Origin of the sequence: Thalassospira sp. MCCC 1A03138 (assembly GCF_002115785.1) — a bacterium.
Taxonomy (GTDB): domain Bacteria; phylum Pseudomonadota; class Alphaproteobacteria; order Rhodospirillales; family Thalassospiraceae; genus Thalassospira.
In genome coordinates this window covers 966,496-992,302 of record NZ_JFJY01000001.1, presented here as the reverse complement: position 1 = coordinate 992,302, position 25,807 = coordinate 966,496, and the positions used below count along the sequence as shown (strand labels likewise).

Sequence of the window (25,807 nt, the reverse complement as noted above, 5' to 3'; positions counted from 1 at the left end):
CATTGAAATAATGTGATGACAGGCCCGGCCGCCACAGCCGGGCCGTTCTTTATCGGACGTATCAGGATTACGATGTCTGCTGTTTCCCGCCCTTTCTGGATTGCGCTTGGCGCGGTATCCATCTTTTTTCATCTTTGGCTGATTTTTTCGGGGCTTGTCCCCAATCTGGTCAGTCGGCCGTTGCATATGGCTTTGGCGCTGCCTTGGGCATTGGTGTTTGTTGCCAAAACACCGTGGCAGAAAATCAGCGGACTGATCCTGACCGTGATGGGGCTTGCGGCGTGTTTGTGGGTGGCGTTCAATCACGGCATGCTAGGTGATCAATACGGGTTCCTGGTCGGGAATTTGCAGATCGCCATATCATTTGCCCTGCTGGGTATCGTGCTTGAAATGGCACGTCGGGCGATTGGTTGGCCGTTGCCGAGTGTGGCGGCGATTGCGCTGCTTTATGGTTTCTTTGGCGAATATATTCCCGGTGAATTCGGCCATGGTGGCCTTCCGATTGAAAGCATGCTGGGTACGCTAACCATTGCCGAAGGCGGTCTTTGGGGAAGCCTGACCGGGGTTTCGGTCAGCATCGTTGCGATCTTTGTCATCTTTGGCGCGATCCTGAATGGCGGCGAAGCCGGGCAGGGCTTCATGAATGTTGCCGGTGCGGCAGCCGGGCGGCTGCGCGGTGGGGCGGCTAAGGTTTCGGTGATTTCGTCGGCCCTATTTGGTTCCATTTCCGGATCGGCGTCGGCCAATGTGGCGTCCACCGGGGCGATTACCCTTCCGGCCATGACCAAGCTTGGCTATCCGAAAAAACTGGCCGCTGCGGTCGAGGCGGTGGCATCGTCGGGCGGGCAGATCATGCCGCCATTGATGGGGGCCGGGGCCTTTGTCATGGTCGAGCTGACCGGGCGGCCCTATGTCGAGATCATGGTGGCCGCGATTCTACCGGCGATCCTTTATTTTCTGGCGGTCTGGGTCGGGATCAACGCCTTTGCGCTTCGCTATGACTTGCCCGGTGTGCCGGAAAAAGACCGGCCTGATACGCGTGCGGTGATTGTGACCTCCGCCTTCTTTCTTGTGCCATTTGCGATCCTGCTTTGGGGCATGTTTGGTGGTGGCTATACGCCGCAATATGCCGCCTGCCTTGCGATGATTGCTGGTGCGGTCCTGCTGTTTTTAGATGGCAATCTGCAATTCAGCCTGAAACGGACGGGCGAAAGATTTACCGAGGTCTGCCTGAGTGCAGGGCGGCAGGTATCGATGATTGCTGCGATCATTTTGTGCGCGTCCATCGTTATCGGTGTTTTGGGTCTGACCGGGCTTGGCGTGAAAATCACGTCGCTTTTACTGTCGGGATCGGGCGGGATGCTTTGGCCTGCCTTGCTTCTGACCGCAATTGCGTGCCTGATCCTTGGCATGGAAGTGCCGACCACGGCGGCCTATGTGATCTGTGTTTCGGTGGCCGGACCCGCCCTGACCGAGCTTGGGCTTGATCCGTTGCAGGCGCATCTGTTCGTGTTCTGGTTTGCCCTGCTGTCGACGATTACCCCGCCGGTTTGTGGTGCGGTGTTTATTGCCGCGGGCATGGTCGAGGAAAACTGGCTGAAGGTGGTCGGAACGGCAATGGCGCTTGGCGTCGGGCTTTACATCGTGCCGCTGGCGATGGTGGCGAACGGATCACTTATTGATCTTGCGGCCAATCCGGTTTGGGCGTTGGTTGCCGGGCTTAAGGTTGCGGTTGGTCTGACGGCGATTTCCTATGGCTTGATATCGCCGCGCCCGGTTCTGGTCCGCATCGCATCGGGCGTTCTGGGCGGGCTTGTCATTTTTGTTGCCGGGGTTTAACCCCGGCGGCTTCCTTGTTGGTTCTGCGTCTGCCTGAAATCATCAAGCAGCTTCATGAAATCATCGACATCCGGGAAGCCTGTGAAGCTGTGCTGTGCCGGGATGCTGACCCATGGCAGTTTTTCAGATGTCATTGTTTCAATGAAGGGTGTGGCAAGGGACTTCTGATCAAACAGGGTCGGGCGGACATTGACAAAATCATCCATGCCGATGATCCGGGTAAACATCCATGTTTTGCAGTCCGGACAGAAAAAATGATCCAGTTCGGGGCCTTGTGCACCGCCTTTAACCGGTGTCCCGGACAGGACCCGAAAGCTGTCTGATTTGCACATCGCGGTCAGCGAGAAGGCGCTTGAGCTCATTTTCTGGCAACCGCGACAATGGCAGGCTGCGGTCAGGACCGGGGGTGCTGCCAGCGCGATTTCAAGTTTGCCGCAACGGCAGGACCCTTTGACGGGATAGGAAATCTTGTCCATCTATCTGGCATCCGGTTGTAATTGCGCACAAAAAAGGTCAGGCATGCAAATTAATGCTCGCCTGACCGGAATGCCAACAGGTTCTTCACTGGGGTGCGTTGACCCCAGCGGTTATTGATTTCTGTGTTAAACCCGCCCACTACGCGGACCGGCAAACAGCCAGATGATCAGGCCGAGAACCGGCAGGACGAGGATCAGGATCGTCCAGATGATTTTTGAACCGGTGCTTGCACCGCTGCCCATGACATTGATGATGGCCCAGATATCGGCAATCAGAATGATCAGTCCGAGAATTCCACCATATTCCATAACCCAACCTCATTTTTGTGTTTCAGCGGACAGGAAAGCTGTCGGCTGTTCTTGAAAACCAAACGGTTGAGATATGAAGTTGTTCCCGGGCGGTATTATAAAACTGTGCGTAGAAAATTTTTATGCGACCTGTCCGGCGGACCAGCCCGATGACCAGGCCCACTGGAAATTGAACCCGCCAAGATGGCCGGTGACGTCGACGACTTCACCGATGAAATAAAGGCCGGGGACATCGCGGCATTCCATGGTTTTTGATGACAGGGCGTTGGTGTCGACCCCGCCCAGCGTGACCTCGGCGGTGCGGTATCCTTCGGACCCTTGCGGCATGACCGACCATTGATTGACATCGGTTGCAAGCAGGCGAAGCGCCTTGTCCCCGGTTTCACCAATCGGGCGATCAAGTCCGTGGCGGGCGGTGATCATCTGGGCCAGACGGTTTGGCAGGATGCGCGAGAGCACATTATGCACGGCCTGTTTCGGGCTTTCGGCCTTGGCCGATTTCAGAAGATCAAAGGCGTCTTCTTCGGGATTCAGGTTGACCGTGATGGCGTCGCCCTCGTCCCAATAGGATGAAATCTGCAGGATCGAAGGGCCGCTGAGCCCGCGATGGGTAAACAGCAATCCTTCGCGGAACTGCTTTTTATGGCACTGGACGATTGCGTCGACCGAAATGCCCGAAAGCTGGCCCATATCGGCCCGCATGTCCGGATCGAAGGTCAGGGGCACAAGGGCAGCGCGGGTCGGAACGATGTCGATGCCAAACTGTCGGGCAATCTGATAGCCAAAGCCGGTTGCGCCGATTTTGGGAATGGAAAGGCCGCCACAGGCCACGACAAGCGACTGGCAGGTCCATTGCGCGCCGGTGCGTGTCGTGACATCGAACCCGGCATCGTCACGGCGGATGATGTTGCTGATTTCGGTGTTCAGGCGCAGCTCGACATTAGCGGCATCACATTCATCAAGCAGCATGTCGATGATCTGGAACGAGGATTCATCGCAAAACAGCTGGCCCAGTGTTTTTTCATGCCAGGCAATGTCATAACGGTTGACCAGATCGATGAAGTCAAACTGGGTGTAACGTTTGAGTGCCGAGACGCAGAAACGCTTGTTTTGCGAAATGAAATTTTCAGGGCTGGCATGCAGATTGGTGAAGTTGCAGCGACCGCCCCCGGAAATACGGATTTTTTCAGCCGGTTTTGCCGAATGATCGACAATCACGACCGAACGGCCGCGTTTGCCGGCTTCGATCGCGCACATAAGGCCGGCGGCACCGGCACCAATTACAAGGACATCAATCTTCTTCACGTCGCAGGCCAATCTGTCGCATTAAACGACCTGCCTTATACGGATAAATTGGTGTTCTGTCAGTGCCTGTCAGGCGTAACGCTGTTTTTTGGGCTCGGGTGCGGTGATATCAAGTATTCGGGCCTCGGGATAGGCATCTGCAATCTGGCGTTCGGTCGCGACCCGGTTGCGGCCGTTGGCTTTGGCGAGATAAAGCGCCTGATCGGCGCGTTCTATAAAGCGGCCAAGCGGTTCGCCAAATTGAAATGTGCTGACCCCGATTGAAACGGTAACCTTGCCCAGTTCTTCATGGCGGATGCGGCTGACCACCTTGCGGGTTTCGACATTGTGGCGGATATGTTCGGCCAGCTGGCGAGCGCAGCCAAGCCCGGTCATCGGCAGGATGACGGCAAATTCCTCCCCCCCGTAACGTGCGGCGGTGTCGCGGCCCTTGACGTTCTGTTGAAGGGTCTGGGCCATCAGTCGAATGACCTGATCGCCGGCCTGATGACCGTGGGTGTCATTGAATGTTTTGAAATGGTCGATATCGATCAGAAGCAGGCTAAGCGGTTTGCCGGTTTCCATCGACTGCATCGCGCAATCGCGCAGTTTCAGATCAAATGCCTTGCGGTTGGCGATGCCGGTCAGACAGTCGGTCATGGCCTCGCGCTTCATGTCTTCGAGATCGCGGCGCAGTTTGGATATCTCGGTCGAGGTATTATCCAGCCGGGTTTCAAGAAGTCGGTTTACGCCCTCGATATCGCGGGTCGCACCGAGCAGGGTTTTAAGCGCCTGTTCGAGATTGGTGAAATCCTTGTCCCCGATATATTCGCAGAAATGATCAAGGGCCTCGCCATAGGCGCGGGTATCAATTCCGGCGTTGCGCACGGTTTCCAGAACCGACGTCAACTGATTGCGCAGATCTGCGGTGATGCGGGTGACGATTTCGCGTTCATTTACGGTGTCAAAAAACCGCGTGAAAAGGTCGCGGCACTGCAATTCGTCGAATTCGCGATTGTTGCTGCGCAGGATATCAATCGTTTGCGTAAGATCGGGTTCTTCGCCAGACAGGTAATTGAAAAAGATCGTAAAATTGTTCGGATGCGCGATAACGCCCAATTCGGACATCATGGCAAGGGTGGCGTTTGACAGTTGCTGTGCCCGATCCGGGCTTGTGCCGTATTCGATCATCGATACCTGCGCGACTTTCCAAAAAATGTATGTTTTGGCAAGGGCAATATATCGTTACAGTCCAATAATAACGTTGATTTGGATCATGGTCGAAGCCGGGTTACAAAGACCGGGCAAACAACACCGATTCATAAAAAGAAACAGGGAAGCAGCAGGAAATGACGTCACGGTTCGAACGCATGATCGCCGGTATCCTTATGATGATGGCGGTGCTGGTTTCATCGCCGGTCCTGGCACAGGATGGCATAGGGGCCGCGCCTGCGGGTTCTGAAACTTCATCGGGTGAGACGCTTCCGCCGGTTGATTTTCGTCCGCTTGAAGCAGGCGAGCGCACGAATATGCCGCCGCTTATGGAACGCTATGTACTTGACGAGTTAAAGGCATTGCGGACCGAAATGCAGGGCATGCGCGCCGAGTTGCTGCGCGAGGTTGTTAACCGGCAGCTTGAGGCCATCGACAAGGCGATTTCCTATTCGTCGAACACGGTGACCTATTTCTTCTATTTTGTGGCCGCCGTCGGTGCGCTTCTGACCATGCTGGGCTGGCAGTCTTTGCGCGAGCTTAAATCAAGTGTGCGCAACCTTGCCGATACGGAATTGCGCCGCCTGTCCGAAGAATTTGAAACACGCCTGAGCGCGCTTGAAGACGAACTGCGTCAGAAAAGCATGGTGATCAACGATCATCAGGAAGAAATCGAACGCACCCAGACCATTCATGCCTTCTGGTTGCAGGCCAACAAGGTGACCAATCCGCGTTCCAAGATCGAGATTTACGACAAGATCCTTGAGCTGTCGCCGGGTGATCCGGAAGTCATGGCCTATAAGGCCGATGCCGCCCTTCAGCTTGGTGATCGTGACTGGGCGCTTAGCCTTTGCAACCGGCTTCTGGCCGAGGCACCGGATAATGCCAATGGCTATTATCAGCGGGCGTGTGCCAATGCCGGGCTTGGGTACAAGGAAGCCGCCCTTGCCGATCTGCAGCGTGCGGTGGCGCTGTCTGATGCCATGCGCCAACCGGCCTGGACCGAGATCGAGTTCGAGCCGCTTCGCGATCTGCCGGAATTCACCGAAATCCTTGGTACTCCGGAACAATCTCCTCCGGCGGAGTAGGAAGCTTTCCATCATCCATCATCTCCCGGAGCTGTGCTCTGGGACTATCCCTTGTCGCTTTCCCCTGAGGCTGCCCCTTGGGGCTGCCTGCCTGCGATTTTAAAATTGACGAGACGTCTCGTCTCGTTCAAGGTTGATGCTCATCAGCGGGAAGGGGCACCATGCGGCGTTCAGCGACAAAACATCGGGCGATCCTTGATGCAGCGGGTAGGCTTGTTGTTGTGCAAGGTTACCATTCGACCAGCATCGATGCGGTTGCCGCCGAAGCGGGCAGCGGCAAACAGACCATCTATCGCTGGTGGCCATCCAAGGCGGATCTGTTTGTCGAGGTCTATGACGATCTGGTCGATCGAGATGTTCTGACAAAAGCGTTCCATCGTCATGAAGCATCACTTGAAGCCGGATTGACGGCACTTCTTGAACAGCTTTTCCGTTTTTACGAGACGACACCGGCCGGTCGAATTCTGTCAGGCCTGATTGGTGAAGCCGCGCAGAATGAACCGATCCGGAATGCGCTTCGCACCGGACTTGTGATCGGCCGGGCACCAATCGTGGTCGATCTGGTGAGCGCATTCATAGCTGCCAATACCGGGCAGGGAACTGTTTCGGCGGTGGTTGTGAATGAAATGATTGTTGCACTGGTCTGGAAGCGGCTGGTGATGCACGAAGTGCTGGACAGCGATGCCGCGCACGAGATCGCATGCCTTGCCGTTGCCGCCGGTCGGGATGGAGGGGGCCGTGAAAGGTGACATCGTTTTTGACGGTTATCGACCGGGTGTGATCGGCCAGATCATTGGCCTACATATGCAATATTATACGCCGCACTGGAATTTCGGGTTGCAGTTCGAAGCTGGCCTTGCCCGTGATATGGGCGCGTTTTTTCCCCGGTTTGATGCAACACGTGATTTCTTTGTCTCGGCATATGACAGCACGGGCAATCTTGCCGGTGCCATCGCGCTTGACGGTATTGATCTTGCGACATCGGGGGCGCATTTGCGGTGGTTCATCACCTCGGATGCCATACGGGGCCGGGGGCTGGGCCGTGAGCTTATGAAACGGGTCGATACTTTTCTGCGCGAAAACGGGTATGACAAGGTCTGGCTTACGACCTTTGCCGGACTGGATGCTGCCCGCAAGCTTTATGAGGATTTCGGCTTCAGGCTAACCGACGAGGAGATGTCCGATCCCTGGTCCGGTACGGTCGGCCTGCAACGGTTCGAACGCGGCTGACAAAAGAAAAACCCCCGGCAGTCGCACTGCCGGGGGTTTGTATTTCAGTTGATTTGTGACCTTAACCGGCCAGTTCATTCCACAGCGGATGGATCGGCGCGACATCATTTTCGATTTCGCTGAACCGGGCGTCGCAGTCAAAGAAGTAGTTATCGGCAAGGTCATCATTGACCTGTGATACTTCGCCGACGATCACCGGGCCTTTGCCTTCTTCGCCATAGAAGCGATGCACAAGCGTGCGTGGCAGGGTGACACTTTGGCCGGGTTCGAGCACGACCTTGCCACCGGCCGGAAGGATGTTGAGTTTGCCATCGGTGCGGACATGCACGTCATTGACCATGTCCATTTTGCCGTCTTTGGTCAGGTTGGTCAGTTCAATCACCAGATTGCCGCCGCCGCGCACAATGATGTCTTCCATTTTGACCTTGTGGTAATGCCATGGGCATTCCTGATTTTCGCCGACAATCATGATCTTTTCGGCATAGGGGACTTCGCCCGGCTGACGCAGGATGCCATTGCGCAGGCAAAACAGGATTAGGCCGCGACGGGCAAAATCGCCTTCGCCGTAATCGGTTACGTCCCAGCCCATCTGATGGGCACGGCACCATTTCGCCAGATCAGGCTCGGCATCCCACTGCGCCGGGGAATAATGCCCCCAGAAGGGCAGCTTGAAGGAAATGGACTCGAACAGTTCCTTGGCATGCGTGATATGAGCATTGATATCGGAACGGCGCATGGACGACCTCGTAAAGCTTTTGCATGTTTGAATGGATTGGCCGCGCGAAGCGCAGGCGTTGCTGGCTTTTAGCATGTTCGGATACGGATTGCGACCCAATTTGAATGCATTCAAATGTCCGGTGTCTGATTTCGCAAACTTGCAAAATGACTGCCCTGATTTTGTCGATTTTGTTCCGTCTGATAAGGTCTTTGAAGCAAAATTTATGCGTCCAGCGGAACAACAATAATCAAGGAAACACGGGCATGTCTTCTTCTTCGGGATTTGCAAAATTCGTTGCCGCAATCGTGGTCAGTGCCGGTATTGCCGGTGCCGGCTGGCTGGTCGGTAAGGGGCTGTCGGATATGCGGTCGCTTGACCGGTTTGTCACCGTCAAGGGACTGGCAGAACGCGATGTCGTGGCGGATCGTGCGGTTTGGCCGATTACCTATGTTGCGACCGATGATGTTTTGCAAAACGCGCAGGCCAAGATCGAAAGTGATACGACCGCACTTTTGGCGTTTCTTGAAACGCATGGCATCACCAAGGACATGACCGAGTTGCAAAGCCTTCAGGTGACCGATCAGCTTGCGCAATCCTATCGTTCCGGTCCGATTGAAAGCCGTTATATCGTCAGTCAGACCATTCAGGTCCGGACCGACAATGTCGATGCCGTCGTGGGGGCAACGCAGGATATCGGCAAGCTGCTTCAGGGCGGGATTGTTCTGGGCGGGCAGGGTTATAACCCCGGCCCGAGTTTCATGTTCACCAAGCTTAACGACATCAAACCGGAAATGATTGCCGCGGCCACAGCAAATGCCCGCGATGCGGCACAGCAGTTTGCAACCGATTCCGGTGGCCGTCTGGGCGGTATTCGCCGCGCAACGCAGGGATTGTTTCAAATCCTTCCGGCCGATGGTGCGCCAAACAGCACAGAAAGCCAGCAGATCAACAAAACCGTGCGCGTTGTTACCACCATGGAATATCTGATCGAGGATTGATCGTATTTGGCCGGGCCTGTTGACCGGGCAGGTCGACTTGTCCGGTTGACTTGCCCGGTTGACTTGCCCAGTTGACTTGTACGGCAAAAATGGTTCTATGCGGCGCATGGCGCAGCTGATCCTTTTTAACAAGCCGTATGGCGTTTTGACCCAGTTTACCGACCGTGAAAACGGTCGGGCGACGTTGGCTGATTATATCGATCTGCCCGGTGTCTATGCCGCCGGGCGGCTGGATCGCGATAGCGAGGGGTTGCTGCTGCTGACCGATAACGGGCCATTGAATGCCCAGATCGCCCATCCGAAATTCAAAAAGCCGAAAACCTATTGGGTTCAGGTCGAGGGCGAGCCGACCGAGGAAGCCCTTGCCGCGCTTCGTAACGGGGTCGAGTTGAAAGACGGCGTGACCCGCCCGGCGCGTGCGCGCCTGATGGGGGAGCCCGAAAATCTTTGGCCGCGTGATCCGCCCGTGCGGTTTCGCAAATCGGTGCCGACAAGCTGGATCGAGCTTAGCATCACCGAAGGCCGCAACCGGCAGGTCCGCCGCATGACGGCGGCTGTCGGGTTTCCGACCCTGCGTCTGATCCGCTATGCTATCGGTGACTGGACGCTGGATGATCTTGCGCCCGGTGACTGGCAGGCTATTGAGGTCAAGGCCCCGGAAACGGCCCCGGTACAGGTCAAGCCGATGCCCGGGAACATGCAGGCCAACCGTCGGCCCCGCACCGAGGGTGACGGCAAAAGCACATTCCGGCCCGCACGACCGCAAAAGTCGCGCAACCATAAACAGTCACGCGGCGGTAAGCCGCGCGCACCCAAAGGATAAAGGCAATGCTCAGCTATCTGCACGGCTTTCACGCGGGCAACTTTGCCGATATTCACAAGCATGCCGCGATGCGGATGATTCTTGATTATCTGTGCAAAAAGGAAAAACCGTTTTGCGTGATTGATACCCATGCCGGGTCAGGCTGGTACGATCTTGGCAGTGCCCAGTCGGCGAAAACCGGTGAATGGAAAAATGGCATCGCCGCCGCACAGCAAAAGGGAAATGCCCCCAAACAGATGCAACCCTTCCTTGATCAGATCGCGGCATTTGATCCGATTGCCAAGGGGCGCGATTACGGCGTGTTTGAAGATGATGACCTTAAGGGGCCGTTTTATCCGGGGTCGCCGTTTATCATGCGCGAATTGTTGCGTGATCATGATGAAATGATCCTGATGGAATTGCATCCGAGCGAATATGACCTGCTGGAATACAGCGTTGAACGCGATCCGCGTATTCACCTGCACAAGCGCGATGGGTATGAGGGACTGGTTGGCATGATGCCACCGGCCATTCGGCGCGGTCTGGTCCTGATGGATCCCAGTTACGACGTGAAACAGGATTATCAGAAGGCGGCGAGTTCGATCAAACGCGCCTGGGAACGTTGGGAAAACGGCATCTTCATGCTGTGGTATCCAATCCTTGAGGCCGGATTTGATGCCGAACTGCGTGAAAACTTTGCCCGGATCAAAGCCAAGGGTGGCGTGCTTTGTGCGGAGCTTTCGACCAATCAGGGCGGGGCAAAGGGACGCATGCGCGGCACGGGACTTATGGTCATCAACCCGCCTTATGGATTTGATCAGCAGTTTGATGAAATCGGCCAGTGGCTATGCGATGCGGTCAAATTGCCCGGCCCGGCAACGCACCGGACCCATTGGCTGGTGCCGTCGCAATAAGTCCGCGGGCGAGACGGGGCAGGATTCAAATTAAAAGGCCGCGGACATCGGTGTGTCCGCGGCCTTTCTGCGTTGGGACGCAGTTTGACTTATATGCCGATGAAGGGCTGCAACAGTTTGGGCAGCAGACGGTTGAACTTCATCGGGGCATCCGTGGCAATCAGACAGATGCATTCCTCGGCGGTGTCGGCAATCGGCTGATGATCGACATCGTTGCCAAGATCGGCGACGTCACCGGCACGGAACCGGCCGATTTCATCGATATAGGACCCTTTAAGCAACAGGGTCATTTCATGACCGTGATGCCCGTGATCAGGGATCGAGACGCCCGGTGCGATTTTCATCAAACGCACGGTGCCTTTGCTTTCGATAGATTTCAGTTGGTAATGCTTCACACCCGGTGCCAGCGACTTCCACGGAATGTCTTCGAGGGAAAGGACATTATCAGGCAAAAGATCGGCCAACGGGCGCGGGACGGACGGAATGGCTGATCCGGTGATGCTTTCCCCGACGGCAACGCGCCGTGTGGACGGCATTTCGCGGAAGACGACATTTTCGTTAGCGGTTTCGCGTTCGATCATGGCCATGACATGGTCAAGCGCATGGACATCCATCGACATGACATTTGACGTTTCAAGCGCCGCACCACCAAGGGTCTCGAATTCCGCGACCTTTTCACGGCATTTCGGGCACAGTGTCATATGCGTTGCCACGAGCAGTTCCATCGCCTGCGACAGCTTGCCACTGGCGTAATCCATCAATGTCTGGTCTGTCGGGTGGTGTTTGATATTCATGCTACACCCTCCAATCCACCACGAAGTTTGGTTAAGGCCAATCGCAACCGCGATTTGACGGTGCCCAGCGGAATATCAAGCTGTTCGGCAATTTCGCTGTGCGAGAGATCTTCAAAAAACGACAATTCAACAACCACTTTCTGATCGGCGGGCAATTCTTCCATCGCGGATTTGACGAGAACGGCATGTTCATCCCGGTCGACGATTTCGTCGGCAAGCGGGCTATCATCAATAATCAGCGTCGGATCGGAATCATCCACCTCGATATGTTTGCGTTGCCGGAAACGATCAATGCGAAGGTTTCGGGCGATTGTAAAAATCCATGTACTGGCGGCGGCCTTTTGCGGATCAAACAGATGCGCCTTGCGCCAGACCTGCATCATGGCTTCCTGTGCGAGTTCTTCGGCGTTTTCGGAATTGCCGCCAAACCGGAACATGTAGGCTTTGACGCGGGGTGCAAAATGGGCAAACAGCTGTGCAAATGCCTCACGGTCCTGCGTCGCCGCAACCGCAACAATCCAGCTGGCACATCGCTTGGCCTCGGCGGGGTCAGCCGGTCCGGGCCTTGTTCTTGTCGTGCCGCTCATTTTCGTTTCTGGTCCCCTTCGGGGCCGCGTCATGATGGTGTTCATGGATCATCATACGTCGGCCGGAAAATTTTGGATCAAACGAATTTGTACGTTTTCTGCCAATTACTTACAATTATCAGCATTCGTTTTTATGCAGTGATCCGCAACTTGCTGTCATGCGTAATCATATGTAGTTCAAACAATAACACTGCAAGCAGGCGCGGCACATATGACGCTTCGATCATCGGGGAAACTCAATATAGCTGTTGTTGGTTCGGGTATTTCCGGCCTGTCGGCGGCCTGGTTGCTCAGCCAGTCCCACACTGTCACGCTTTATGAAAAGGATGACCGTCCCGGCGGGCATTCCAATACCGTGGATGCGGGGCAAACACCGGTCGATACCGGTTTCATTGTCTATAACACCCGTTGTTACCCCAATCTTTGTGCCCTGTTTGATCATCTTGGTGTGCAAACGGCTGCGACCGATATGTCCTTTGCCGCGTCGATGGACAGGGGTGGGCTGGAATATGGCGGATCTGATCTGGCATCGTTGATCGCGCAGAAACGTAATATTTTCCGTCCGCGCTTCTGGCGGATGGTGCGTGATATTCTGCGATTTTATCGCGAAGCGCCGCTTGCACTTGAAACCGGGCAGGCGGAAACGCAAAGCCTTGGCGATTATCTGACGGCCAATCGTTATTCAAAATCCTTTATCAATGATCATCTGTTGCCGATGGGGGCCGCGATCTGGTCCACCCCCGTTGATACGATGATGGATTATCCGTTGGCGGCGTTTGTCCGGTTCTGTCAGAACCACGGGCTTTTGCAGATCAAGGATCGGCCGCAATGGCGCACTGTTGTTGGCGGGTCGCGCCAGTATGTCGGCAAGATGATCAAGGATATTTCCGGTGGCGTGATCCTTGATAGCGCCATTGCCCAGGTCGGACCGAACGGCAAGGGTGGGGTCTTTATCGAAAACCGTTACGGCGAGCGGACGGACTACGATCATGTTGTTCTGGCCTGTCATGGTGATCAGGCCCTTGCGCTTCAGGACAATCCGGCGCCCGCGGTGCGCGATCTTTTGTCAGCGTTTCAGTATGAACGCAATCTGGCGATCCTGCATGATGATGACAGCCTGATGCCGCAAACGCGCAAAGTCTGGTCAAGCTGGAACTACCTTGCCGAGGAGCATGACGGGGAACAGAAAGTCTGTGTAACTTACTGGATGAACCGGTTGCAGCATCTTGACGAAGGGCAGCCGCTTTTTGTGACCCTGAACCCGGCACGCCCGCCGCGCGAGGGCAGCGTTATTCGATCCTTCCTGTATGACCACCCGGTTTTTGATGCGGCGGCGATGGATGCCCAGAAACGGCTTTGGTCGATCCAGGGGCAGGATAACATCTGGTATTGCGGCAGTTATTTTGGCTATGGCTTCCACGAAGACGGCATTCAGTCGGGCCTTGCGGTGGCAGAAGCACTGGGCAATGTCCGGCGGCCATGGAACGTTGAAAATGAAAGCGGTCGTATTCATCTGGGGCCTATCAATATCGCGCAAAAAGAAGCTGCCGAATGACAGGTATATGGACATCCGCCCTGTTTGAAGGATCGGTGATGCATCATCGCCTTCGCCCGCGCGATCACAAATTGCGCTATCGGGTGTTTTCCTTTTTGTTCGATCTTGATGAAATCGATGGCTTGGCCGGGTCGCTGAAACTGTTTAGCCGCAACCGGTTCAACCTGTTTTCATTCCACGACCGCGACCATGCGGACCGCGATCATGGGGATATCCGCACACGCATCGAAGATATCCTGAATAAGCACGATCTGGGCGATTGTACGCACCGGATCGAATTGCTGTGTTATCCGCGGATTCTGGGCTTCGTTTTCAATCCGCTGTCGGTTTATTTCTGCCATCGTGCCGATGGGTCGGTGGGAGCGGTCCTGTATGAGGTTTCCAATACTTTCGGCGACCGGCACAGCTATCTGATCCCGGTCCGCCCGGATGCCATTGATGAAAAAGGCGTGCTGCGCCAGAGCTGTGCCAAGGGATTTTACGTTTCGCCCTTCATCGATATGCAGGCCGACTATCATTTCCGCATTTGCATGCCAGACGAAAAGGTCGCGGTGGCCATTCGTGAAACTGACAGGGACGGTGCATTTCTGAATGCGGCCTTTGTCGGTGATCGAACCGCGCTTTCTGATCGTAATCTGTTTATGGCTTTTGTTCGCTATCCGCTGATGACGATTAAGGTGGTGGCGGGCATTCATTACGAGGCGCTGCATCTGTGGCGCAAAGGCATGAAGTTCCATAAACGTCCAAAGCCGCCAGCTCATGATGTGACTTACGTGTTGGCAGCCAATAGCCAGACGGCCGAAGCCGCAAAAAGGTAATCAGGAAATGCCGGAACGCAATCGATCCTCTTCGACCATTGTTCGCCCGTTTCGTGACCGGTTCCTGCCCGTTATTGGTGGCATGACCGGAAGTCGCAACGTGCTGAAAATCATGCTGAAACGCATTCTGGCGCATTTGCATTATGGCCGGCTGACGATTGTTTTGCCCGACGGGGATACCTTGCAGTTTACCGGCGAGGAACAGACCGAAATCCGGGCCGTTTTGCATATTCATGACTGGAAGGCGATCCGCAGGCTTGCCACGGGTGGCGATGTTGCCTTTGCCGAGGCCTATATGGATGGCGCCTGGAGCAGCCCGGACCTGACCAAGGTGATGCGGGTGGCGATGCTGAACGAAAATATCGTTCGCGCCCGGCTGGCGGGTGGCATGATTTCGCGCGTGATTGCCCGGATCGGGCATCTTCGGAATGCCAATACGGTCGAAGGATCAAAACGCAATATTGCCTATCACTATGACCTTGGGAACCGGTTCTATCAGGAATGGCTTGATCCGGGGATGACCTATTCATCCGGTCTTTATCGCCGCAAGGACATGACACTTGAAGCCGCACAGGATGCCAAGTACCGCCGGATTTGCGACCTTGCATCCCTGCAACCAGGCGAACGGGTTCTGGAAGTCGGGTGCGGCTGGGGCGGTTTTGCCGAAATGGCGGCAGGCCAGCATCGTTGCCATGTTACGGGTTTGACGCTTTCGCGTGAACAGCATGCCTTTGCACGCAATCGCCTGCTGACACTTGGCCTTTCGGATCGCACCCAGATCGAGCTTCGCGATTATCGTCATCAGGACGGGCAGTTCGACAAGATCGTTTCAATCGAGATGTTCGAGGCCGTCGGTGAAGAACATTGGCCGATCTATTTCGATATGATCCGCAAGCGTTTGAAACCGGGCGGCAAGGCCGTGTTGCAAATCATCACCATCGATCATGACCGGTTCGAGGATTACCGTAAGGGTGCCGATTTTATCCAGCGCTATATCTTTCCGGGTGGTTTGCTGCCCTCGCCAGAGGCGTTGGGCAAGGCCATCGAAAAGGCCGGTCTTTCGCTGCGGCATTCGGAATTTTTCGGCAAATCCTATGCCCGCACACTGGCCGAATGGCAGCGCCGTTTCCAGCATGGCTGGGACAGCATTGCTGAGCAGGGATTTGATATCCGTTTCAAACGGATGTGGGAATATTACTTGTCCTATTGCGAAACCGGGTTTGACGAAGGGTCGATCAATGTCGGGTTCTTTGTGATCGAACATCCCGAAAATGCTGCAACCTGATCGCGCCCGCAAAACCGCCATTTACTATGCGCTACCAGCGATGGCAGCCGCGGTGCCGACGATTCCCGCCTATGTCCTGTTGCCCAGTTATTATGGCGATGACCTTGGCCTTGGGCTTGCCCTTACGGGGGCGATCCTTCTGGCAGTGCGGATCATCGATATGCTGACCGATCCGCTGGCCGGGTGGCTTTCGGATTATACCGGGCGTCGCAAAATCTGGGTCGGGTTCGGGGCGGTGATTGCCGGGATCGGGATCTGGCTGCTTTTTGTGCCGCCCGATCAGCCGGGTGGCTGGCATCTTTTCATGTCGGCAAGCATCCTTTTCCTTGGCTGGACGCTGTTTCAGGTGCCCTATCTGGCGTGGGGGGCGGACCTTTCGGGGGATTACCGGGAACGGACATTGATCACGTCCCTTCGTGAAGGGGCGGGGCTGATCGGTATTGTCATTGCCGGGGCAATCCCGGTCTTGATGATGAATGCATCCCGGGCCGATGAAATCCGGTCCCTTGCGGTCATGACCATCATTGCCGGGGCGGTTTTCGTTACCCTTATGATCATCAAGGTCCCCGATAGTGCGGCCCGTAACGGGCGGCGTGATATCCCAGATCAGACGGGGATTTCCCTTCGCACCCGGTTTGGCCAGTCACTGCGCAGCCTGCGTCAGAACCGGTTGTTCGTGCGGTTGCTTGCGGCATGGATGATCAATGGCCTTGCCGGTGGATTGCCCGCCGTCTGTTTCCCGCTTTTTGTGCGCTATTACCTGAAGCTTGATACCGATGCCGAAAACGCCCTGATCCTTTTGTATTTTGTTGCAGCCATCGTCGCCATTCCGCTTTGGGTGCTGCTGGCAGGGCGAACCAGCAAACACCGTGTCTGGTGCATGGCGATGATCATGGCGGTTTCGGCGTTTGCGTTTGTGCCGTTTCTGTCGACCGGCGACTGGATCGGGTTTGCGGTGATCTGTGTGGTTACCGGCGCGGCCTTGGGGGCGGATCTGGCGCTGCCACCCGCCATTCAGGCCGATGTCGATGACTGGGACCGGTACCGGTTTCATGCCAGCCGGACCGGTGTTCTGTTTGCGCTTTGGAACATGACCAACAAGCTTGCGATGGCGTTGGCGGCGGGCATTGCCCTGCCGATTTTGGGGGCTTTTGGCCTTACCGATGGGGGCACTGAAAATTCCGCGGCTTTGATCGCACTTGTCATGATCTATGCGGTGCTGCCCATCGTATTGAAAGCAGGAGCAATCGGGATGATGTGGCGTTTTCCATTGGATCGCGTGCATCAGGTTGCCATTCGTCGGCGTCTGGCTCGCCGCACCTTCTGATCCTTGTATCCTTTGCGGGAGAAAGCTGATGCTGCGATCTTTTACGGCGCTTGTGATGGTTTTGATACTTACCGGGTGTGGGTCAATGAAACCGCAGGATTTTGCGCAAAAAGAGCCCCGCTTCGATGTGTTTGAATACTTCGAAGGCAATAGTCGGGCCTGGGGAATTTTCGAGGACCGGTTCGGAAAGCTGCGCCGTCAGTTCACGGTCGATATCACCGGGACCATCGATGATGGCGTTCTGACACTGGAAGAGGATTTTCTGTATGACGATGGTGAACAGGACCGCCGTGTATGGACAATCCGGAAAACCGGTGAGCACAGCCTGAGCGGAGAAGCCGATGATATCATTGGCACGGCCGCGGGCGTGCAGTACGGCAATGCGCTGAACTGGAGCTATGAAATGGACCTGAAGGTCGGTGACGGTAGCTGGCGGGTCAGTTTCGATGACTGGATGTTTTTGCAGGGCGACGGGGTTCTTGTGAACCGGGCACGTGTGCGCAAATGGGGGTTCGAGATCGGTGAGGTCACCCTGTTCTTTACGAAGCAGCCATCCGTGCTGCGAGCCGCCGAATAAACCAGCCCAGCACCGGAATGCACGCATAAAAGGCCATCCCGGAATCCCAATGATCGACATGGGACGAAATGCGCGTGCCGTCATCGGAAAATGTCACGGCCGACATGCCGGTGACATCCCAGTTGCCCAGGACCGAAATGCCGGCTGTAAAGCGCCAGCGCAGAAAACCGAGATCGTTATCAACCGCGTGATGGGTGACGATGAATTGCGGATTTTCGGTATCGCGAAACATCTTGTCGAGATATGCGCAAACCCGATCCGGGCCGTTGATGGTGTTGAACGGATCGGTAAAGCTGTAATCGGGCGTGACGTGATGATGCAGGTTTTCAACCGTTTCCGGGCCCAGATTGGCAAAGTAATCGCCATAGGCTTTCAGCGTTTCAAGTTTGGCTGATTGCACATCATCCATCGGATTTTCCCATCACTTTGCGGATCAGTTTGAAGTAAAGCCCATAGGGCAGAATGCGGGCAAGTTTTAGCTGCCGGACGAAGGGCGGCGGAAAGGCGATTTCAAATCCGTTGCCGTGTGTGAGGCCGCGATAAACAAAGCCAGCGGCCTGTTCCGGGGTTTGCAGATAGGGCATGTCGAAATCGTTTTTGTCGGTCAACCGGGTTTTGACAAAGCCCGGATTGATCACCCGAAGGCAGACACCGGTTTCCTCCAGTTCGCCGCGCAGGGTTTCGCACAGATTGATCAGGGCGGCCTTGGTCGGGCCATAGGCCCCGGCCTTTGGCAGGCCGCGATAACCGGCGACCGAGGCGACAACCGCGATTTCGCCCGAACCGCGTTTGCGCATTTTCGGGATCAGGATTTCAAGACAATTGACCGTGCCAAAATAATTGACGTCGAAATGGTCGCGGATGGTTTTGGCCGAAAATTCATCGACCGGCATCGGGGAATAAATTCCGGCGGCCAGAACCACCAGATCAGGCAGGCCAAACCGGTCCTCGATCAGGGCAATTGCATCGCGAACCGCGTCGGGTTTGGTCACATCAAGCGGCACGGCATGGATGTTTTTAGACGATGCCGCCAGATCGGACAGCGCATCGGTAGAACGGGCCGATGCGATAATCGTCGTGTTTCCATCCGCGTCGGATTTGGCGAATTTTGCAACAAGTGCCGCCCCGATCCCGGCGGATGCGCCGACGATCCAGACCGTTTTGAAATGTTTGGTCATCCGCGATGGTCCTTTTGGGCATTGTCGGTCTGGCAGCTGGTGCAGCGATAGGTGATTTCCGAGCCATCCCGCGCCTTGAAGCGCAATCCGACCCAGCGACCATCGGCATCGTACCATGCATTGGTTTGAAGCTCGCCGTCATAGGTGAAGTGGGTCGCGTTGATCATGCCGTTGCCAACAGCCAGACGTTCGCCCCCCGTCTGGGATATGGTGACCGCGTTGGGATTGCCGGTCAGCGTATTAAGGACCTGATCGGTTTGCAAAACACCGCAATGCCAGTGATCGGTGGGGAAAATTCCGGGCGGCAGGGACTTTTGACCATCGGGGCCATCAACAACAAGCTGATCGTTTTCGCGCCGTGCCGAAATGCTGGTCTGATCACCGTCATCATCGACCTTGACCGATAGCGTCGATAATTGGCCATCCTGCCAGATGCTTTCGGATCGGTAGCGGAAGCTATAGGCATTGAAGCCCAGAAACGAGATATCGATATTGCTTTGGGCGACGACCTGAAGACCATCCTGGCCGCGATTGAAGCGCACGATATGCTGCCCGACCGGGGCATCGTTGCGGCGGATCTGAAACACCAGTTCATTGCCGTAACGCGCAATCGGATCGAAGTTTCGGCAGGCCGCACTGCGGTCAAGGCCATCGGATTGTGCGGGGGTAAGGGCCGATAATTCGCCGTTCTGCGCGATGGCAGAACCGGCATTCTGTGCCGCCAGAATGGCAAGAGTGGCAAGCAGATATTTAAAAGGTTTCGGGCGTGGCATGTGATGACGTACCCTGCTTTTGGCCCCGGCGAACAAAGCGCGTCAAAGCCGGATTGCGAAGAATGAATTCTGTGTTTCCTTACGCAGATGATTGCCATCTGGATCAGGTTTGGGGGCGGGGCCGGTTGCTGCGTGATTGCAGCATGTGTGGCTTTGCGGTAAAGCAGGGCCAACAATGAAAGGCCGACCATGCCCCATCCGATAGCCGAAGATCTGATCGCAAGCGTTCTGCATCGCGATTCAAATGTCATCGTTCTGAACAAGCCGCCGGGATTGGCGTCGCATGGCGGACCGAAAACCTATTTTCATGTCGATGCGTATCTGCCCGACCTTAAATTCGGCATTCAGCCCGAACCGACCCTGGCGCACCGGCTTGACCGCGATACGGCCGGGTGCCTGTTGCTGTGCCGGCATCCGAAATCATCGAAAAAGATCACCCGCCTGTTTACCGAAAAACTGATCGGCAAAACCTATTGGGCGGTGGTGCGCGGTGCGGTTGCCGATGATCACGGCTTTATCGATGCACCGATTGGCAAGACCAATGATGAAAGCGGCTGGCGGATGCTGGTCCATGAAGACGGGCAGCCGTCCAGGACCGAATATCAGGTGCTGGGGCGGGGCAAGGACGAAGCGGGCAATGATATCACCTGGCTTGCCTTAACGCCGCATACGGGCCGCACACATCAGCTTCGCGTGCATCTGGACCATATCGGTCATCCGGTTCTGGGCGATCCGTTTTATGGCCGGGGGGATGAACCGCCGATTTTTGGACAGCCGCCGACCCTGATGCTGCTGTCGCGCCAGATTGTTGTACCGTTCCATGCCGACCGCGACCCGGTGGTGGTCGATGCACCGCCGCCGGAGCTGATGCGGCCGGGGCTTTCGGCCTGCGGTTACGTGGGCGACTATGCCCCGCATGCGGCGTCAGTTGATGCTCAGTATGGCGGCGATGGCAGCGATGCTGAAGGCGGACAGGAGAGTTTCGAGGGTGATGATTGAGGCCATGGCTTCGGGGTCGCCATTAAGCTGTCGGGCGAGGATATAGGCGTTCCCCGCGCACGGCATCCCGGCATAAAGCACCCCCATCGCCAGAACCATGCCCTCCACCCCGGCCAGATGCAGCGCAATGCCGGTGATGACCGGCAGGATCGCAAGCTTGATCGTGGTTGAAAGCGCGATGGCACCCAATGCCTGTTTACTGAGGATAAAACGCAGTCCGGCCCCGACCGACAGCAGGCTGAGCGGCAGGGCTGCGGTTTTGAAAAGGGCTGCGGTATTTTCAATCGGCAGCGGCACGTGAATGTTGCTGATATTCAGAACCGCACCGGCCCCGGCGGCGATGATGATCGGGTTTTGCGCAAGCCCGATCATGATACGTTTAAAGCTGCCCTTGCCACCCGCAAAGGCATTCAGGACCACGACGCCCAGCATGTTGGTCGCAATCACCATCACCGCAACAAAGACAATCGCCAGTGCCAGACCTTCGCTACCATAAAGCGCATCGGCAACGGCGAGAAGGACATAGCTGTTATAACGAACCGATCCCTGAAAGATCGAGGTAAAGAGCGGTGTGTTGCTGGTAATCAGCGGCCGCAACAGCAGGAGTGCCGCTGCAAGGAAAAGGGTCGCGCCGAGTGTCACCATGACGGCAGTGCCGGCATGCCCGGAACTGAAATCGGCACGGTAAATTTCCACCATCAGAAGCGATGGTAACAGCAGGTAATAGGTCAGCCGGTCAATCCCGGCCCAGATGTCAGAACCGGTGATCAGATACCGTTTGAGTGCCGCCCCGACCAGAATGGCGGCGAAGATCGGAAAGATGGCGGCGATCAGGTCATAGGCGAGTTGCATGGGGCGGTCGCATCAGTTTGATGTGGGGTGGGCCAAGCCGGGTGGCAGAGCGGGCCGGGAGATGTCTCAAACCTTGCGGTTCTGGTATTCGGCAAAAACCTGTTCGGGGGAATGGCCGCGATATTGTTCGCAGATTTCCTCGAATTTCGGGTTGCTGATCAGAAGGTCGGCGGTGCTGCGGTTACATGCAATCGGCACTTCATACATGTTGGCCAGCCGGATCAGGGCGCGGACATCGACATCGTGGGGCTGGGGCGTCATCGGGTCGGTGAAGAAAAACATCGCCTGCAATTCGCCATGCGCAATCATCGAGCCGAGCTGCTGATCCCCGCCAAACGGGCCGCTTTTAAGGGCCACGATATCAAGATCGGGGAAGCGTTCCTGAAGCACGCGGCCGGTGGTGCCGGTGGCGAAAATCCGGGTGCCGGAAAACTGTGATTTGTGGGTTTCCAGCCAATCGGCCATTTCGCGTTTGCGACGGTCGTGGGCGACAAGTCCGATCGAAAGCGTCATGGGTGGTTTCTCCTGCGTCTTGATCCGGGCAATCCCGGCGGGTGATCTTAGCGGACCGGTCCTTCATAGGGCAATATGATGGCATAATTTATTGAGAATAAACGAGAATTTTTGCCGGAAACGGAAATCAAAGATTTCTGCAAAATGTTCTTGATTTGTTCTTTTATTTGTGGCATAAAGATAAAGTCAACAGGACAAATGGGTCCGGAGACAGAACCCGCCAAGCGTGATGCGCTTTGGCGGGTTTTTGCGTTTCCGGGGTCGGATTGTTTGTCAAAAGGAGGGGATGAAGTGATGAAAAAGCGACGATGTTGACGCGCATGGCGGAAGGTCGTCACCGCCAAGCGCGGAAGATCCGTGTGAAGCAAAGTCATTACAGAGGTGGTGCGTCCGGGCGTTGAAGCGGCCCGGAAACGGACGGCGTAAAGTTTGACGAAACGGAAAGGCAGAACGGGAGAGGTGCGCCTGCCGGGAGGGGCGCGGGCCAGATTTGGGCCGATGCGGAGCCGGATGCGGATCGAGCCGACGATTGGGCAGACCCGCAGCGGAGCAGGGGTGGTTCGGGTGCGATGTCATCACGCCCGTGCCGGGATCGGAGCGTGGGTCAAGACGGGTGAGTTCCGTTCAGGCCGCACCATTTGGCGAGAGTGGCGGCAGGAGTGATCAGCGAGTAGCCCAGTCGCCATCGGTGGGGAAGGTGAGCATCAGCAATAGCATCGGCCCGGTTGCCATCAGTGGCTCCAGCGCAAGGGTTGGCAAGATCGGGCAGCCCGACCTGAAATCCGGGTGGGTGATGCCTTTGGGGGGAAGGCAGGTTTCTGGTTTGGCGGCGCGATAAAGTCGTAGCCAATTTCCGAGCGGGGTGAAATCATCACCAATGCGATGGCCACCAGGCCGTCGAGTAGGTCTTTGAGAGGCGGTTTTCGTGATGGGTTATCTGAGACGGATGGCGATTGTCGGTGGGGTCGGAGCCATCCTCTGCGGTGTCTTTGGCCCGATGGTCAGTGCGGGCGAGGCTGTTTTGCGGCCCTTTCCACAGCATCAGGCGTATCAGCAGGGGGTGACGTTGCCGTCGCGCTGGTCGCCAGCGGAACGGGATGCGGATGTACGTGCCTTTTACCAGCAATGGAAGGCCGACTATCTGCGCAAGGTCGACAGTGGTGGTAACGGCGCGGATGTACAATATCGCGTGACATTCGGGCAGACCCAACCGGAACGCACCGTATCCGAAGGGCAGGGCTACGGGATGATGATGGCGGTCGTGATGGCCGGGGCCGACCCGGAGGCGAGGGCCATCTTTGATGGTTTGTGGCGCTTTGCCCGCCAATGGCCCAGTGACATTGATCCGAGATTGATGGGCTGGCAAATACCGCCATCGGAAGAGGGCAATGACAGTGCGTTTGACGGCGATGCCGATATCGCGTTTGCCCTGTTGATGGCCGCCGATCAGTGGGGGGATGAGGCCTATTTGGCAGCAGCGCGCGAGGTGATTGCCGGGATTGGCGAGAGCATGATCGGTCCGCAAAGCCGGTTGCCGTTGCTGGGCGATTGGGTGGACCCGGCCGGGGCGGAATATGACCAATGGGGCACGCGGCCATCCGATTTCATGCCGGAGCATTTCAGCGCCTTTGCGCGCGCCACCGGTGACCCGTTATGGGAGCAGGTACGCATCCGGGTTCTGGAAGTTGCGGAACGGTTGCAGCGCGATGTATCGCCCAGAACCGGACTGTTGCCCGATTTCGCTATTGTCGAGCCGGACGGAAAGGTCCATACCGCGCCGCCGAACTATCTGGAAGGCTATTACGATACAGCGTTTTATTTCAATGCGGCGCGGGTGCCGTGGCGGATGGCAAGCCATGCGGTGATGTCGGGCGACCCTGAGGCCGCCGCGATAGCCCGAAAAATGGCAGGCTGGATGCGGGGGCGGGCGGGCGGTGACCCGGCCGCGATCCAGTCGGGATATATGTTAAGCGGCCTGCCGTTACCCTATGAGGGCGAAAACAGCACATTGTTTGTTGCCCCGATGGCGGTGGCATCCATGCTGTTGGCCGGGGATGACGGGGGGCAGAAGTGGCTGGATGATCTGTATGCCAATATCCGTGATCGACACATGGATTATTACGAAGATAGCGTGACGTTGCTGTGCATGATGGTGCTGAGCGGGAATTTCTGGTCACCATCGGGTCGATAGGAAGTCCCGCAAAACAAAACGGCCGCCCCATTGGAGCGGCCGTTTCACGGATCGGGTTTTCCCAATCAGGATTACATGTGGATCGCGCGTTTGTCGGCGTCCAGGGCGGCTTCCTTGACGGATTCGCCAAGGGCCGGGTGGGCGTGGCAGGTGCGCGCGATGTCTTCGGCAGAGGCGCCGTATTCCATCGCAAGGACCACTTCGGCAATCAGATCGCCCGCAGCCGGGCCGACAATATGCGCGCCGACAACACGGTGCGTTTTATTGTCTTCGATGATCTTCACAAAGCCCTCGGTGCTTTCCATTGCCTTGGCACGACCGTTGGCGGTGAAGGGGAATTTGCCGACCTTGTAGTCTGCGCCTTCTTCCTTCAGCTGTTCTTCGGTCTTGCCAACAGCGGCAACTTCCGGCCAGGTGTAAACAACACCCGGGACCTTGCCGTAATCGACATGGCCTTCTTCGCCGGCGAGCATTTCAGCAAGGGCGACACCGTCTTCCTCGGCCTTGTGGGCGAGCATCGGACCGGCAATCGCATCGCCAATCGCAAAGATGCCCTGCACGTTGGTCTGGAAGTGTTCGTCGGTTTTAACCCGACCGCGTTCGTCAAGTTCGACGCCTGCCTTGTCAAGGCCAAGGCCGGTGACAAACGGACGGCGACCAATGGCGACCAGAACGACGTCAGCCTTGATTTCCTCGGCATCGCCGCCCTTGGACGGTTCAACCGTGAGGGTCACGCCAGACTTGCCCGATTTCGCACCGGTGACCTTGTGGCCCAGTTTGAAGTCGAGGCCCTGTTTGGCGAAGATGCGCTGGGTCTGTTTGACCAGTTCGCCATCCATGCCCGGCAGGATACGGTCGAGATATTCGATCACGGTGACTTCGGAACCAAGCCGACGCCAGACCGAACCGAGTTCGAGACCGATCACGCCTGCGCCAATGACGACCATCTTTTTCGGCACTTTCGGAAGAACCAGTGCACCGGTCGAGGAGACGATGTTTTTTTCGTCAATTTCGACACCCGGCAACGGGGTGACTTCCGAACCCGTGGCGATCACGATGTTCTTGGCGTTGATGGTTTCTTCGCCGCCATCCAGAAGGGCAACCTTGACCGTGGTCGGCGAAGTGATTTCGCCGGCACCCTTGACGTAGGTGACCTTGTTCTTCTTGAACAGGAATTCAATGCCCTTGACGTTGCTGTCAACGACCTTGTCCTTGCGGGCCATCATCTTTTCGAGATTGACCTTCGGCTTGGAGACTTCGATGCCGTGGGTATCGAAATGCTCGGTCGCCTCTTCGAAGAGGTGGGACGAATGAAGCAGGGCCTTGGACGGGATGCAGCCTACATTGAGGCAGGTACCGCCAAGGGTGCCGCGTTTTTCAACGCAGGCAACCTTGAGACCAAGCTGTGCGGCGCGGATGGCGCAAACGTAACCGCCAGGACCGCCACCGATCACGACAACGTCGTAGTTCTCACTCATGAGTTCTTTG

Annotated in this window: 29 protein-coding genes; 15 read left to right on the top strand and 14 right to left on the bottom strand. The window is 56.4% G+C overall.

Going from position 1 to position 25,807, the window contains the following annotated elements; all coding sequences use genetic code 11:
* Positions 1-15: 15 nt before the first annotated feature.
* A complete protein-coding gene (locus TH468_RS04630) occupies positions 16-1,839 on the top strand; it encodes a TRAP transporter fused permease subunit (protein WP_246832207.1) in 1,824 nt (607 codons plus the stop codon).
* Here the strand turns inward: TH468_RS04630 and TH468_RS04625 are convergent.
* The 4 genes from TH468_RS04625 to TH468_RS04610 form a co-directional block, all read right to left on the bottom strand.
* Positions 1,836-2,315, bottom strand: coding sequence for a GFA family protein (locus tag TH468_RS04625; protein WP_085642366.1), 480 nt, complete (start codon positions 2,313-2,315; stop codon positions 1,836-1,838). The genes TH468_RS04630 and TH468_RS04625 overlap by 4 nt on opposite strands.
* Before the next feature lie 126 nt (positions 2,316-2,441).
* Positions 2,442-2,624, bottom strand: a complete 183-nt coding sequence (locus TH468_RS04620; protein ID WP_085642365.1) for a PLD nuclease N-terminal domain-containing protein — start codon at positions 2,622-2,624, stop codon at positions 2,442-2,444.
* Between the two features lie 120 nt (positions 2,625-2,744).
* Positions 2,745-3,929 carry an NAD(P)/FAD-dependent oxidoreductase gene (locus TH468_RS04615; RefSeq protein WP_085642472.1) on the bottom strand — a complete coding sequence of 395 codons (1,185 nt, stop codon included), beginning with the start codon at positions 3,927-3,929 and terminating at the stop codon, positions 2,745-2,747.
* Between the two features lie 69 nt (positions 3,930-3,998).
* The gene (locus TH468_RS04610) at positions 3,999-5,099 is read right to left on the bottom strand and encodes a GGDEF domain-containing protein (RefSeq protein WP_085642364.1); all 1,101 of its coding nucleotides are present in this window, start codon (positions 5,097-5,099) and stop codon (positions 3,999-4,001) included.
* A gap of 158 nt (positions 5,100-5,257) precedes the next feature.
* On the opposite strand from TH468_RS04610, the gene TH468_RS04605 reads away from it, so the two are divergent.
* The 3 genes from TH468_RS04605 to TH468_RS04595 all read left to right on the top strand — a co-directional run bounded on the left by TH468_RS04605 (position 5,258) and on the right by TH468_RS04595 (position 7,438).
* The gene (locus TH468_RS04605) at positions 5,258-6,208 is read left to right on the top strand and encodes a tetratricopeptide repeat protein (protein ID WP_085642363.1); all 951 of its coding nucleotides are present in this window, start codon (positions 5,258-5,260) and stop codon (positions 6,206-6,208) included.
* 161 nt (positions 6,209-6,369) lie between these two features.
* On the top strand, positions 6,370-6,957 hold the full coding sequence (locus tag TH468_RS04600; RefSeq protein ID WP_085642362.1) for a TetR/AcrR family transcriptional regulator: 588 nt from the start codon (positions 6,370-6,372) through the stop codon (positions 6,955-6,957).
* A complete protein-coding gene (locus tag TH468_RS04595) occupies positions 6,947-7,438 on the top strand; it encodes a GNAT family N-acetyltransferase (RefSeq protein ID WP_210402207.1) in 492 nt (163 codons plus the stop codon). Before TH468_RS04600 ends, TH468_RS04595 begins: the two co-directional genes overlap by 11 nt.
* Before the next feature lie 61 nt (positions 7,439-7,499).
* Here TH468_RS04595 and TH468_RS04590 read toward each other — a convergent pair whose 3' ends face one another.
* Positions 7,500-8,174, bottom strand: a complete 675-nt coding sequence (locus TH468_RS04590) for a D-lyxose/D-mannose family sugar isomerase (protein ID WP_085642360.1) — start codon at positions 8,172-8,174, stop codon at positions 7,500-7,502.
* 31 nt (positions 8,175-8,205) lie between these two features.
* Between TH468_RS04590 and TH468_RS04585 the strand changes: the two genes are divergently transcribed.
* From TH468_RS04585 to TH468_RS04570, 4 genes are all read left to right on the top strand, one after another.
* Positions 8,206-8,403, top strand: a complete 198-nt coding sequence (locus TH468_RS04585; protein ID WP_085642359.1) for a hypothetical protein — start codon at positions 8,206-8,208, stop codon at positions 8,401-8,403.
* Positions 8,404-8,419: 16 nt separating this feature from the next.
* The gene (locus TH468_RS04580; RefSeq protein WP_062953182.1) at positions 8,420-9,154 is read left to right on the top strand and encodes an SIMPL domain-containing protein; all 735 of its coding nucleotides are present in this window, start codon (positions 8,420-8,422) and stop codon (positions 9,152-9,154) included.
* Positions 9,155-9,260: 106 nt separating this feature from the next.
* The gene (locus TH468_RS04575) at positions 9,261-9,977 is read left to right on the top strand and encodes an rRNA large subunit pseudouridine synthase E (RefSeq protein ID WP_085642358.1); all 717 of its coding nucleotides are present in this window, start codon (positions 9,261-9,263) and stop codon (positions 9,975-9,977) included.
* A 5-nt stretch (positions 9,978-9,982) separates the two neighbouring features.
* Positions 9,983-10,870, top strand: coding sequence for a 23S rRNA (adenine(2030)-N(6))-methyltransferase RlmJ (locus TH468_RS04570; protein ID WP_085642357.1), 888 nt, complete (start codon positions 9,983-9,985; stop codon positions 10,868-10,870).
* Positions 10,871-10,959: 89 nt separating this feature from the next.
* On the opposite strand, the gene TH468_RS04565 is transcribed toward TH468_RS04570, so the two are convergent.
* Entirely contained in the window at positions 10,960-11,664 is a 705-nt protein-coding gene (locus TH468_RS04565) for a ChrR family anti-sigma-E factor (protein ID WP_085642356.1), read from the bottom strand.
* Positions 11,661-12,251 (bottom strand): sigma-70 family RNA polymerase sigma factor, encoded by a 591-nt coding sequence (locus TH468_RS04560; protein WP_231858353.1) that lies wholly within the window; start codon positions 12,249-12,251, stop codon positions 11,661-11,663. Before TH468_RS04560 ends, TH468_RS04565 begins: the two co-directional genes overlap by 4 nt.
* Positions 12,252-12,462: 211 nt before the next feature.
* Between TH468_RS04560 and TH468_RS04555 the strand changes: the two genes are divergently transcribed.
* From TH468_RS04555 to TH468_RS04535, 5 genes are read left to right on the top strand one after another with little or no spacing between them, the layout of a single operon-like run.
* Positions 12,463-13,806, top strand: a complete 1,344-nt coding sequence (locus TH468_RS04555) for an NAD(P)/FAD-dependent oxidoreductase (protein ID WP_085642355.1) — start codon at positions 12,463-12,465, stop codon at positions 13,804-13,806.
* Positions 13,803-14,624, top strand: a complete 822-nt coding sequence (locus tag TH468_RS04550) for a DUF1365 domain-containing protein (protein WP_085642354.1) — start codon at positions 13,803-13,805, stop codon at positions 14,622-14,624. Before TH468_RS04555 ends, TH468_RS04550 begins: the two co-directional genes overlap by 4 nt.
* Positions 14,625-14,631: 7 nt before the next feature.
* Entirely contained in the window at positions 14,632-15,909 is a 1,278-nt protein-coding gene (locus TH468_RS04545; protein WP_085642353.1) for a cyclopropane-fatty-acyl-phospholipid synthase family protein, read from the top strand.
* Positions 15,896-17,236 carry an MFS transporter gene (locus TH468_RS04540; protein ID WP_085642352.1) on the top strand — a complete coding sequence of 447 codons (1,341 nt, stop codon included), beginning with the start codon at positions 15,896-15,898 and terminating at the stop codon, positions 17,234-17,236. The genes TH468_RS04545 and TH468_RS04540 overlap by 14 nt, the downstream gene beginning before the upstream one ends.
* A gap of 28 nt (positions 17,237-17,264) precedes the next feature.
* Positions 17,265-17,813: a DUF3833 domain-containing protein gene (locus TH468_RS04535; RefSeq protein WP_082824857.1), complete on the top strand. Its 549-nt coding sequence runs from the start codon at positions 17,265-17,267 to the stop codon at positions 17,811-17,813.
* On the opposite strand, the gene TH468_RS04530 is transcribed toward TH468_RS04535, so the two are convergent.
* The 3 genes from TH468_RS04530 to TH468_RS04520 are packed head-to-tail and all read right to left on the bottom strand — an operon-like array spanning position 17,776 to position 19,764.
* On the bottom strand, positions 17,776-18,222 hold the full coding sequence (locus tag TH468_RS04530) for a nuclear transport factor 2 family protein (RefSeq protein ID WP_085642351.1): 447 nt from the start codon (positions 18,220-18,222) through the stop codon (positions 17,776-17,778). The two genes, TH468_RS04535 and TH468_RS04530, sit on opposite strands and share 38 nt — an antisense overlap.
* The gene (locus TH468_RS04525) at positions 18,215-18,991 is read right to left on the bottom strand and encodes an SDR family oxidoreductase (protein ID WP_085642350.1); all 777 of its coding nucleotides are present in this window, start codon (positions 18,989-18,991) and stop codon (positions 18,215-18,217) included. The genes TH468_RS04530 and TH468_RS04525 overlap by 8 nt, the downstream gene beginning before the upstream one ends.
* Positions 18,988-19,764 carry a DUF6134 family protein gene (locus tag TH468_RS04520; protein ID WP_085642349.1) on the bottom strand — a complete coding sequence of 259 codons (777 nt, stop codon included), beginning with the start codon at positions 19,762-19,764 and terminating at the stop codon, positions 18,988-18,990. Before TH468_RS04520 ends, TH468_RS04525 begins: the two co-directional genes overlap by 4 nt.
* Before the next feature lie 189 nt (positions 19,765-19,953).
* On the opposite strand from TH468_RS04520, the gene TH468_RS04515 reads away from it, so the two are divergent.
* Entirely contained in the window at positions 19,954-20,763 is an 810-nt protein-coding gene (locus TH468_RS04515; protein ID WP_085642348.1) for an RluA family pseudouridine synthase, read from the top strand.
* Here TH468_RS04515 and TH468_RS04510 read toward each other — a convergent pair.
* The 3 genes from TH468_RS04510 to TH468_RS21150 all read right to left on the bottom strand — a co-directional run bounded on the left by TH468_RS04510 (position 20,689) and on the right by TH468_RS21150 (position 22,472).
* The gene (locus TH468_RS04510) at positions 20,689-21,615 is read right to left on the bottom strand and encodes an AEC family transporter (RefSeq protein ID WP_062959366.1); all 927 of its coding nucleotides are present in this window, start codon (positions 21,613-21,615) and stop codon (positions 20,689-20,691) included. The genes TH468_RS04515 and TH468_RS04510 overlap by 75 nt on opposite strands.
* A gap of 66 nt (positions 21,616-21,681) precedes the next feature.
* A complete protein-coding gene (locus TH468_RS04505) occupies positions 21,682-22,128 on the bottom strand; it encodes a methylglyoxal synthase (RefSeq protein ID WP_007089211.1) in 447 nt (148 codons plus the stop codon).
* Positions 22,129-22,175: 47 nt separating this feature from the next.
* Positions 22,176-22,472: a hypothetical protein gene (locus TH468_RS21150; protein WP_139834629.1), complete on the bottom strand. Its 297-nt coding sequence runs from the start codon at positions 22,470-22,472 to the stop codon at positions 22,176-22,178.
* Between the two features lie 584 nt (positions 22,473-23,056).
* On the opposite strand from TH468_RS21150, the gene TH468_RS04500 reads away from it, so the two are divergent.
* Positions 23,057-24,319, top strand: a complete 1,263-nt coding sequence (locus tag TH468_RS04500; RefSeq protein WP_085642347.1) for a glycosyl hydrolase family 8 — start codon at positions 23,057-23,059, stop codon at positions 24,317-24,319.
* Between the two features lie 71 nt (positions 24,320-24,390).
* On the opposite strand, the gene lpdA is transcribed toward TH468_RS04500, so the two are convergent.
* Positions 24,391-25,797, bottom strand: coding sequence for a dihydrolipoyl dehydrogenase (gene lpdA / locus TH468_RS04495; RefSeq protein WP_085642346.1), 1,407 nt, complete (start codon positions 25,795-25,797; stop codon positions 24,391-24,393).
* Between the last annotated feature and the right edge of the window lie 10 nt (positions 25,798-25,807).

Coding starts and splice junctions, on each gene's coding strand:
- TH468_RS04630 (WP_246832207.1), top strand. CDS start 16: ATGACAGGCCCGGCCGCCACAGCCGGGCCGTTCTTTATCGGACGTATC.
- TH468_RS04625 (WP_085642366.1), bottom strand. CDS start 2,315: ATGGACAAGATTTCCTATCCCGTCAAAGGGTCCTGCCGTTGCGGCAAA.
- TH468_RS04620 (WP_085642365.1), bottom strand. CDS start 2,624: ATGGAATATGGTGGAATTCTCGGACTGATCATTCTGATTGCCGATATC.
- TH468_RS04610 (WP_085642364.1), bottom strand. CDS start 5,099: ATGATCGAATACGGCACAAGCCCGGATCGGGCACAGCAACTGTCAAAC.
- TH468_RS04605 (WP_085642363.1), top strand. CDS start 5,258: ATGACGTCACGGTTCGAACGCATGATCGCCGGTATCCTTATGATGATG.
- TH468_RS04600 (WP_085642362.1), top strand. CDS start 6,370: ATGCGGCGTTCAGCGACAAAACATCGGGCGATCCTTGATGCAGCGGGT.
- TH468_RS04590 (WP_085642360.1), bottom strand. CDS start 8,174: ATGCGCCGTTCCGATATCAATGCTCATATCACGCATGCCAAGGAACTG.
- TH468_RS04585 (WP_085642359.1), top strand. CDS start 8,206: ATGGATTGGCCGCGCGAAGCGCAGGCGTTGCTGGCTTTTAGCATGTTC.
- TH468_RS04580 (WP_062953182.1), top strand. CDS start 8,420: ATGTCTTCTTCTTCGGGATTTGCAAAATTCGTTGCCGCAATCGTGGTC.
- TH468_RS04575 (WP_085642358.1), top strand. CDS start 9,261: ATGGCGCAGCTGATCCTTTTTAACAAGCCGTATGGCGTTTTGACCCAG.
- TH468_RS04570 (WP_085642357.1), top strand. CDS start 9,983: ATGCTCAGCTATCTGCACGGCTTTCACGCGGGCAACTTTGCCGATATT.
- TH468_RS04565 (WP_085642356.1), bottom strand. CDS start 11,664: ATGAATATCAAACACCACCCGACAGACCAGACATTGATGGATTACGCC.
- TH468_RS04560 (WP_231858353.1), bottom strand. CDS start 12,251: ATGAGCGGCACGACAAGAACAAGGCCCGGACCGGCTGACCCCGCCGAG.
- TH468_RS04555 (WP_085642355.1), top strand. CDS start 12,463: ATGACGCTTCGATCATCGGGGAAACTCAATATAGCTGTTGTTGGTTCG.
- TH468_RS04550 (WP_085642354.1), top strand. CDS start 13,803: ATGACAGGTATATGGACATCCGCCCTGTTTGAAGGATCGGTGATGCAT.
- TH468_RS04545 (WP_085642353.1), top strand. CDS start 14,632: ATGCCGGAACGCAATCGATCCTCTTCGACCATTGTTCGCCCGTTTCGT.
- TH468_RS04540 (WP_085642352.1), top strand. CDS start 15,896: ATGCTGCAACCTGATCGCGCCCGCAAAACCGCCATTTACTATGCGCTA.
- TH468_RS04535 (WP_082824857.1), top strand. CDS start 17,265: ATGCTGCGATCTTTTACGGCGCTTGTGATGGTTTTGATACTTACCGGG.
- TH468_RS04530 (WP_085642351.1), bottom strand. CDS start 18,222: ATGGATGATGTGCAATCAGCCAAACTTGAAACGCTGAAAGCCTATGGC.
- TH468_RS04525 (WP_085642350.1), bottom strand. CDS start 18,991: ATGACCAAACATTTCAAAACGGTCTGGATCGTCGGCGCATCCGCCGGG.
- TH468_RS04520 (WP_085642349.1), bottom strand. CDS start 19,764: ATGCCACGCCCGAAACCTTTTAAATATCTGCTTGCCACTCTTGCCATT.
- TH468_RS04515 (WP_085642348.1), top strand. CDS start 19,954: ATGCCCCATCCGATAGCCGAAGATCTGATCGCAAGCGTTCTGCATCGC.
- TH468_RS04510 (WP_062959366.1), bottom strand. CDS start 21,615: ATGCAACTCGCCTATGACCTGATCGCCGCCATCTTTCCGATCTTCGCC.
- TH468_RS04505 (WP_007089211.1), bottom strand. CDS start 22,128: ATGACGCTTTCGATCGGACTTGTCGCCCACGACCGTCGCAAACGCGAA.
- TH468_RS04500 (WP_085642347.1), top strand. CDS start 23,057: ATGGGTTATCTGAGACGGATGGCGATTGTCGGTGGGGTCGGAGCCATC.
- lpdA (WP_085642346.1), bottom strand. CDS start 25,797: ATGAGTGAGAACTACGACGTTGTCGTGATCGGTGGCGGTCCTGGCGGT.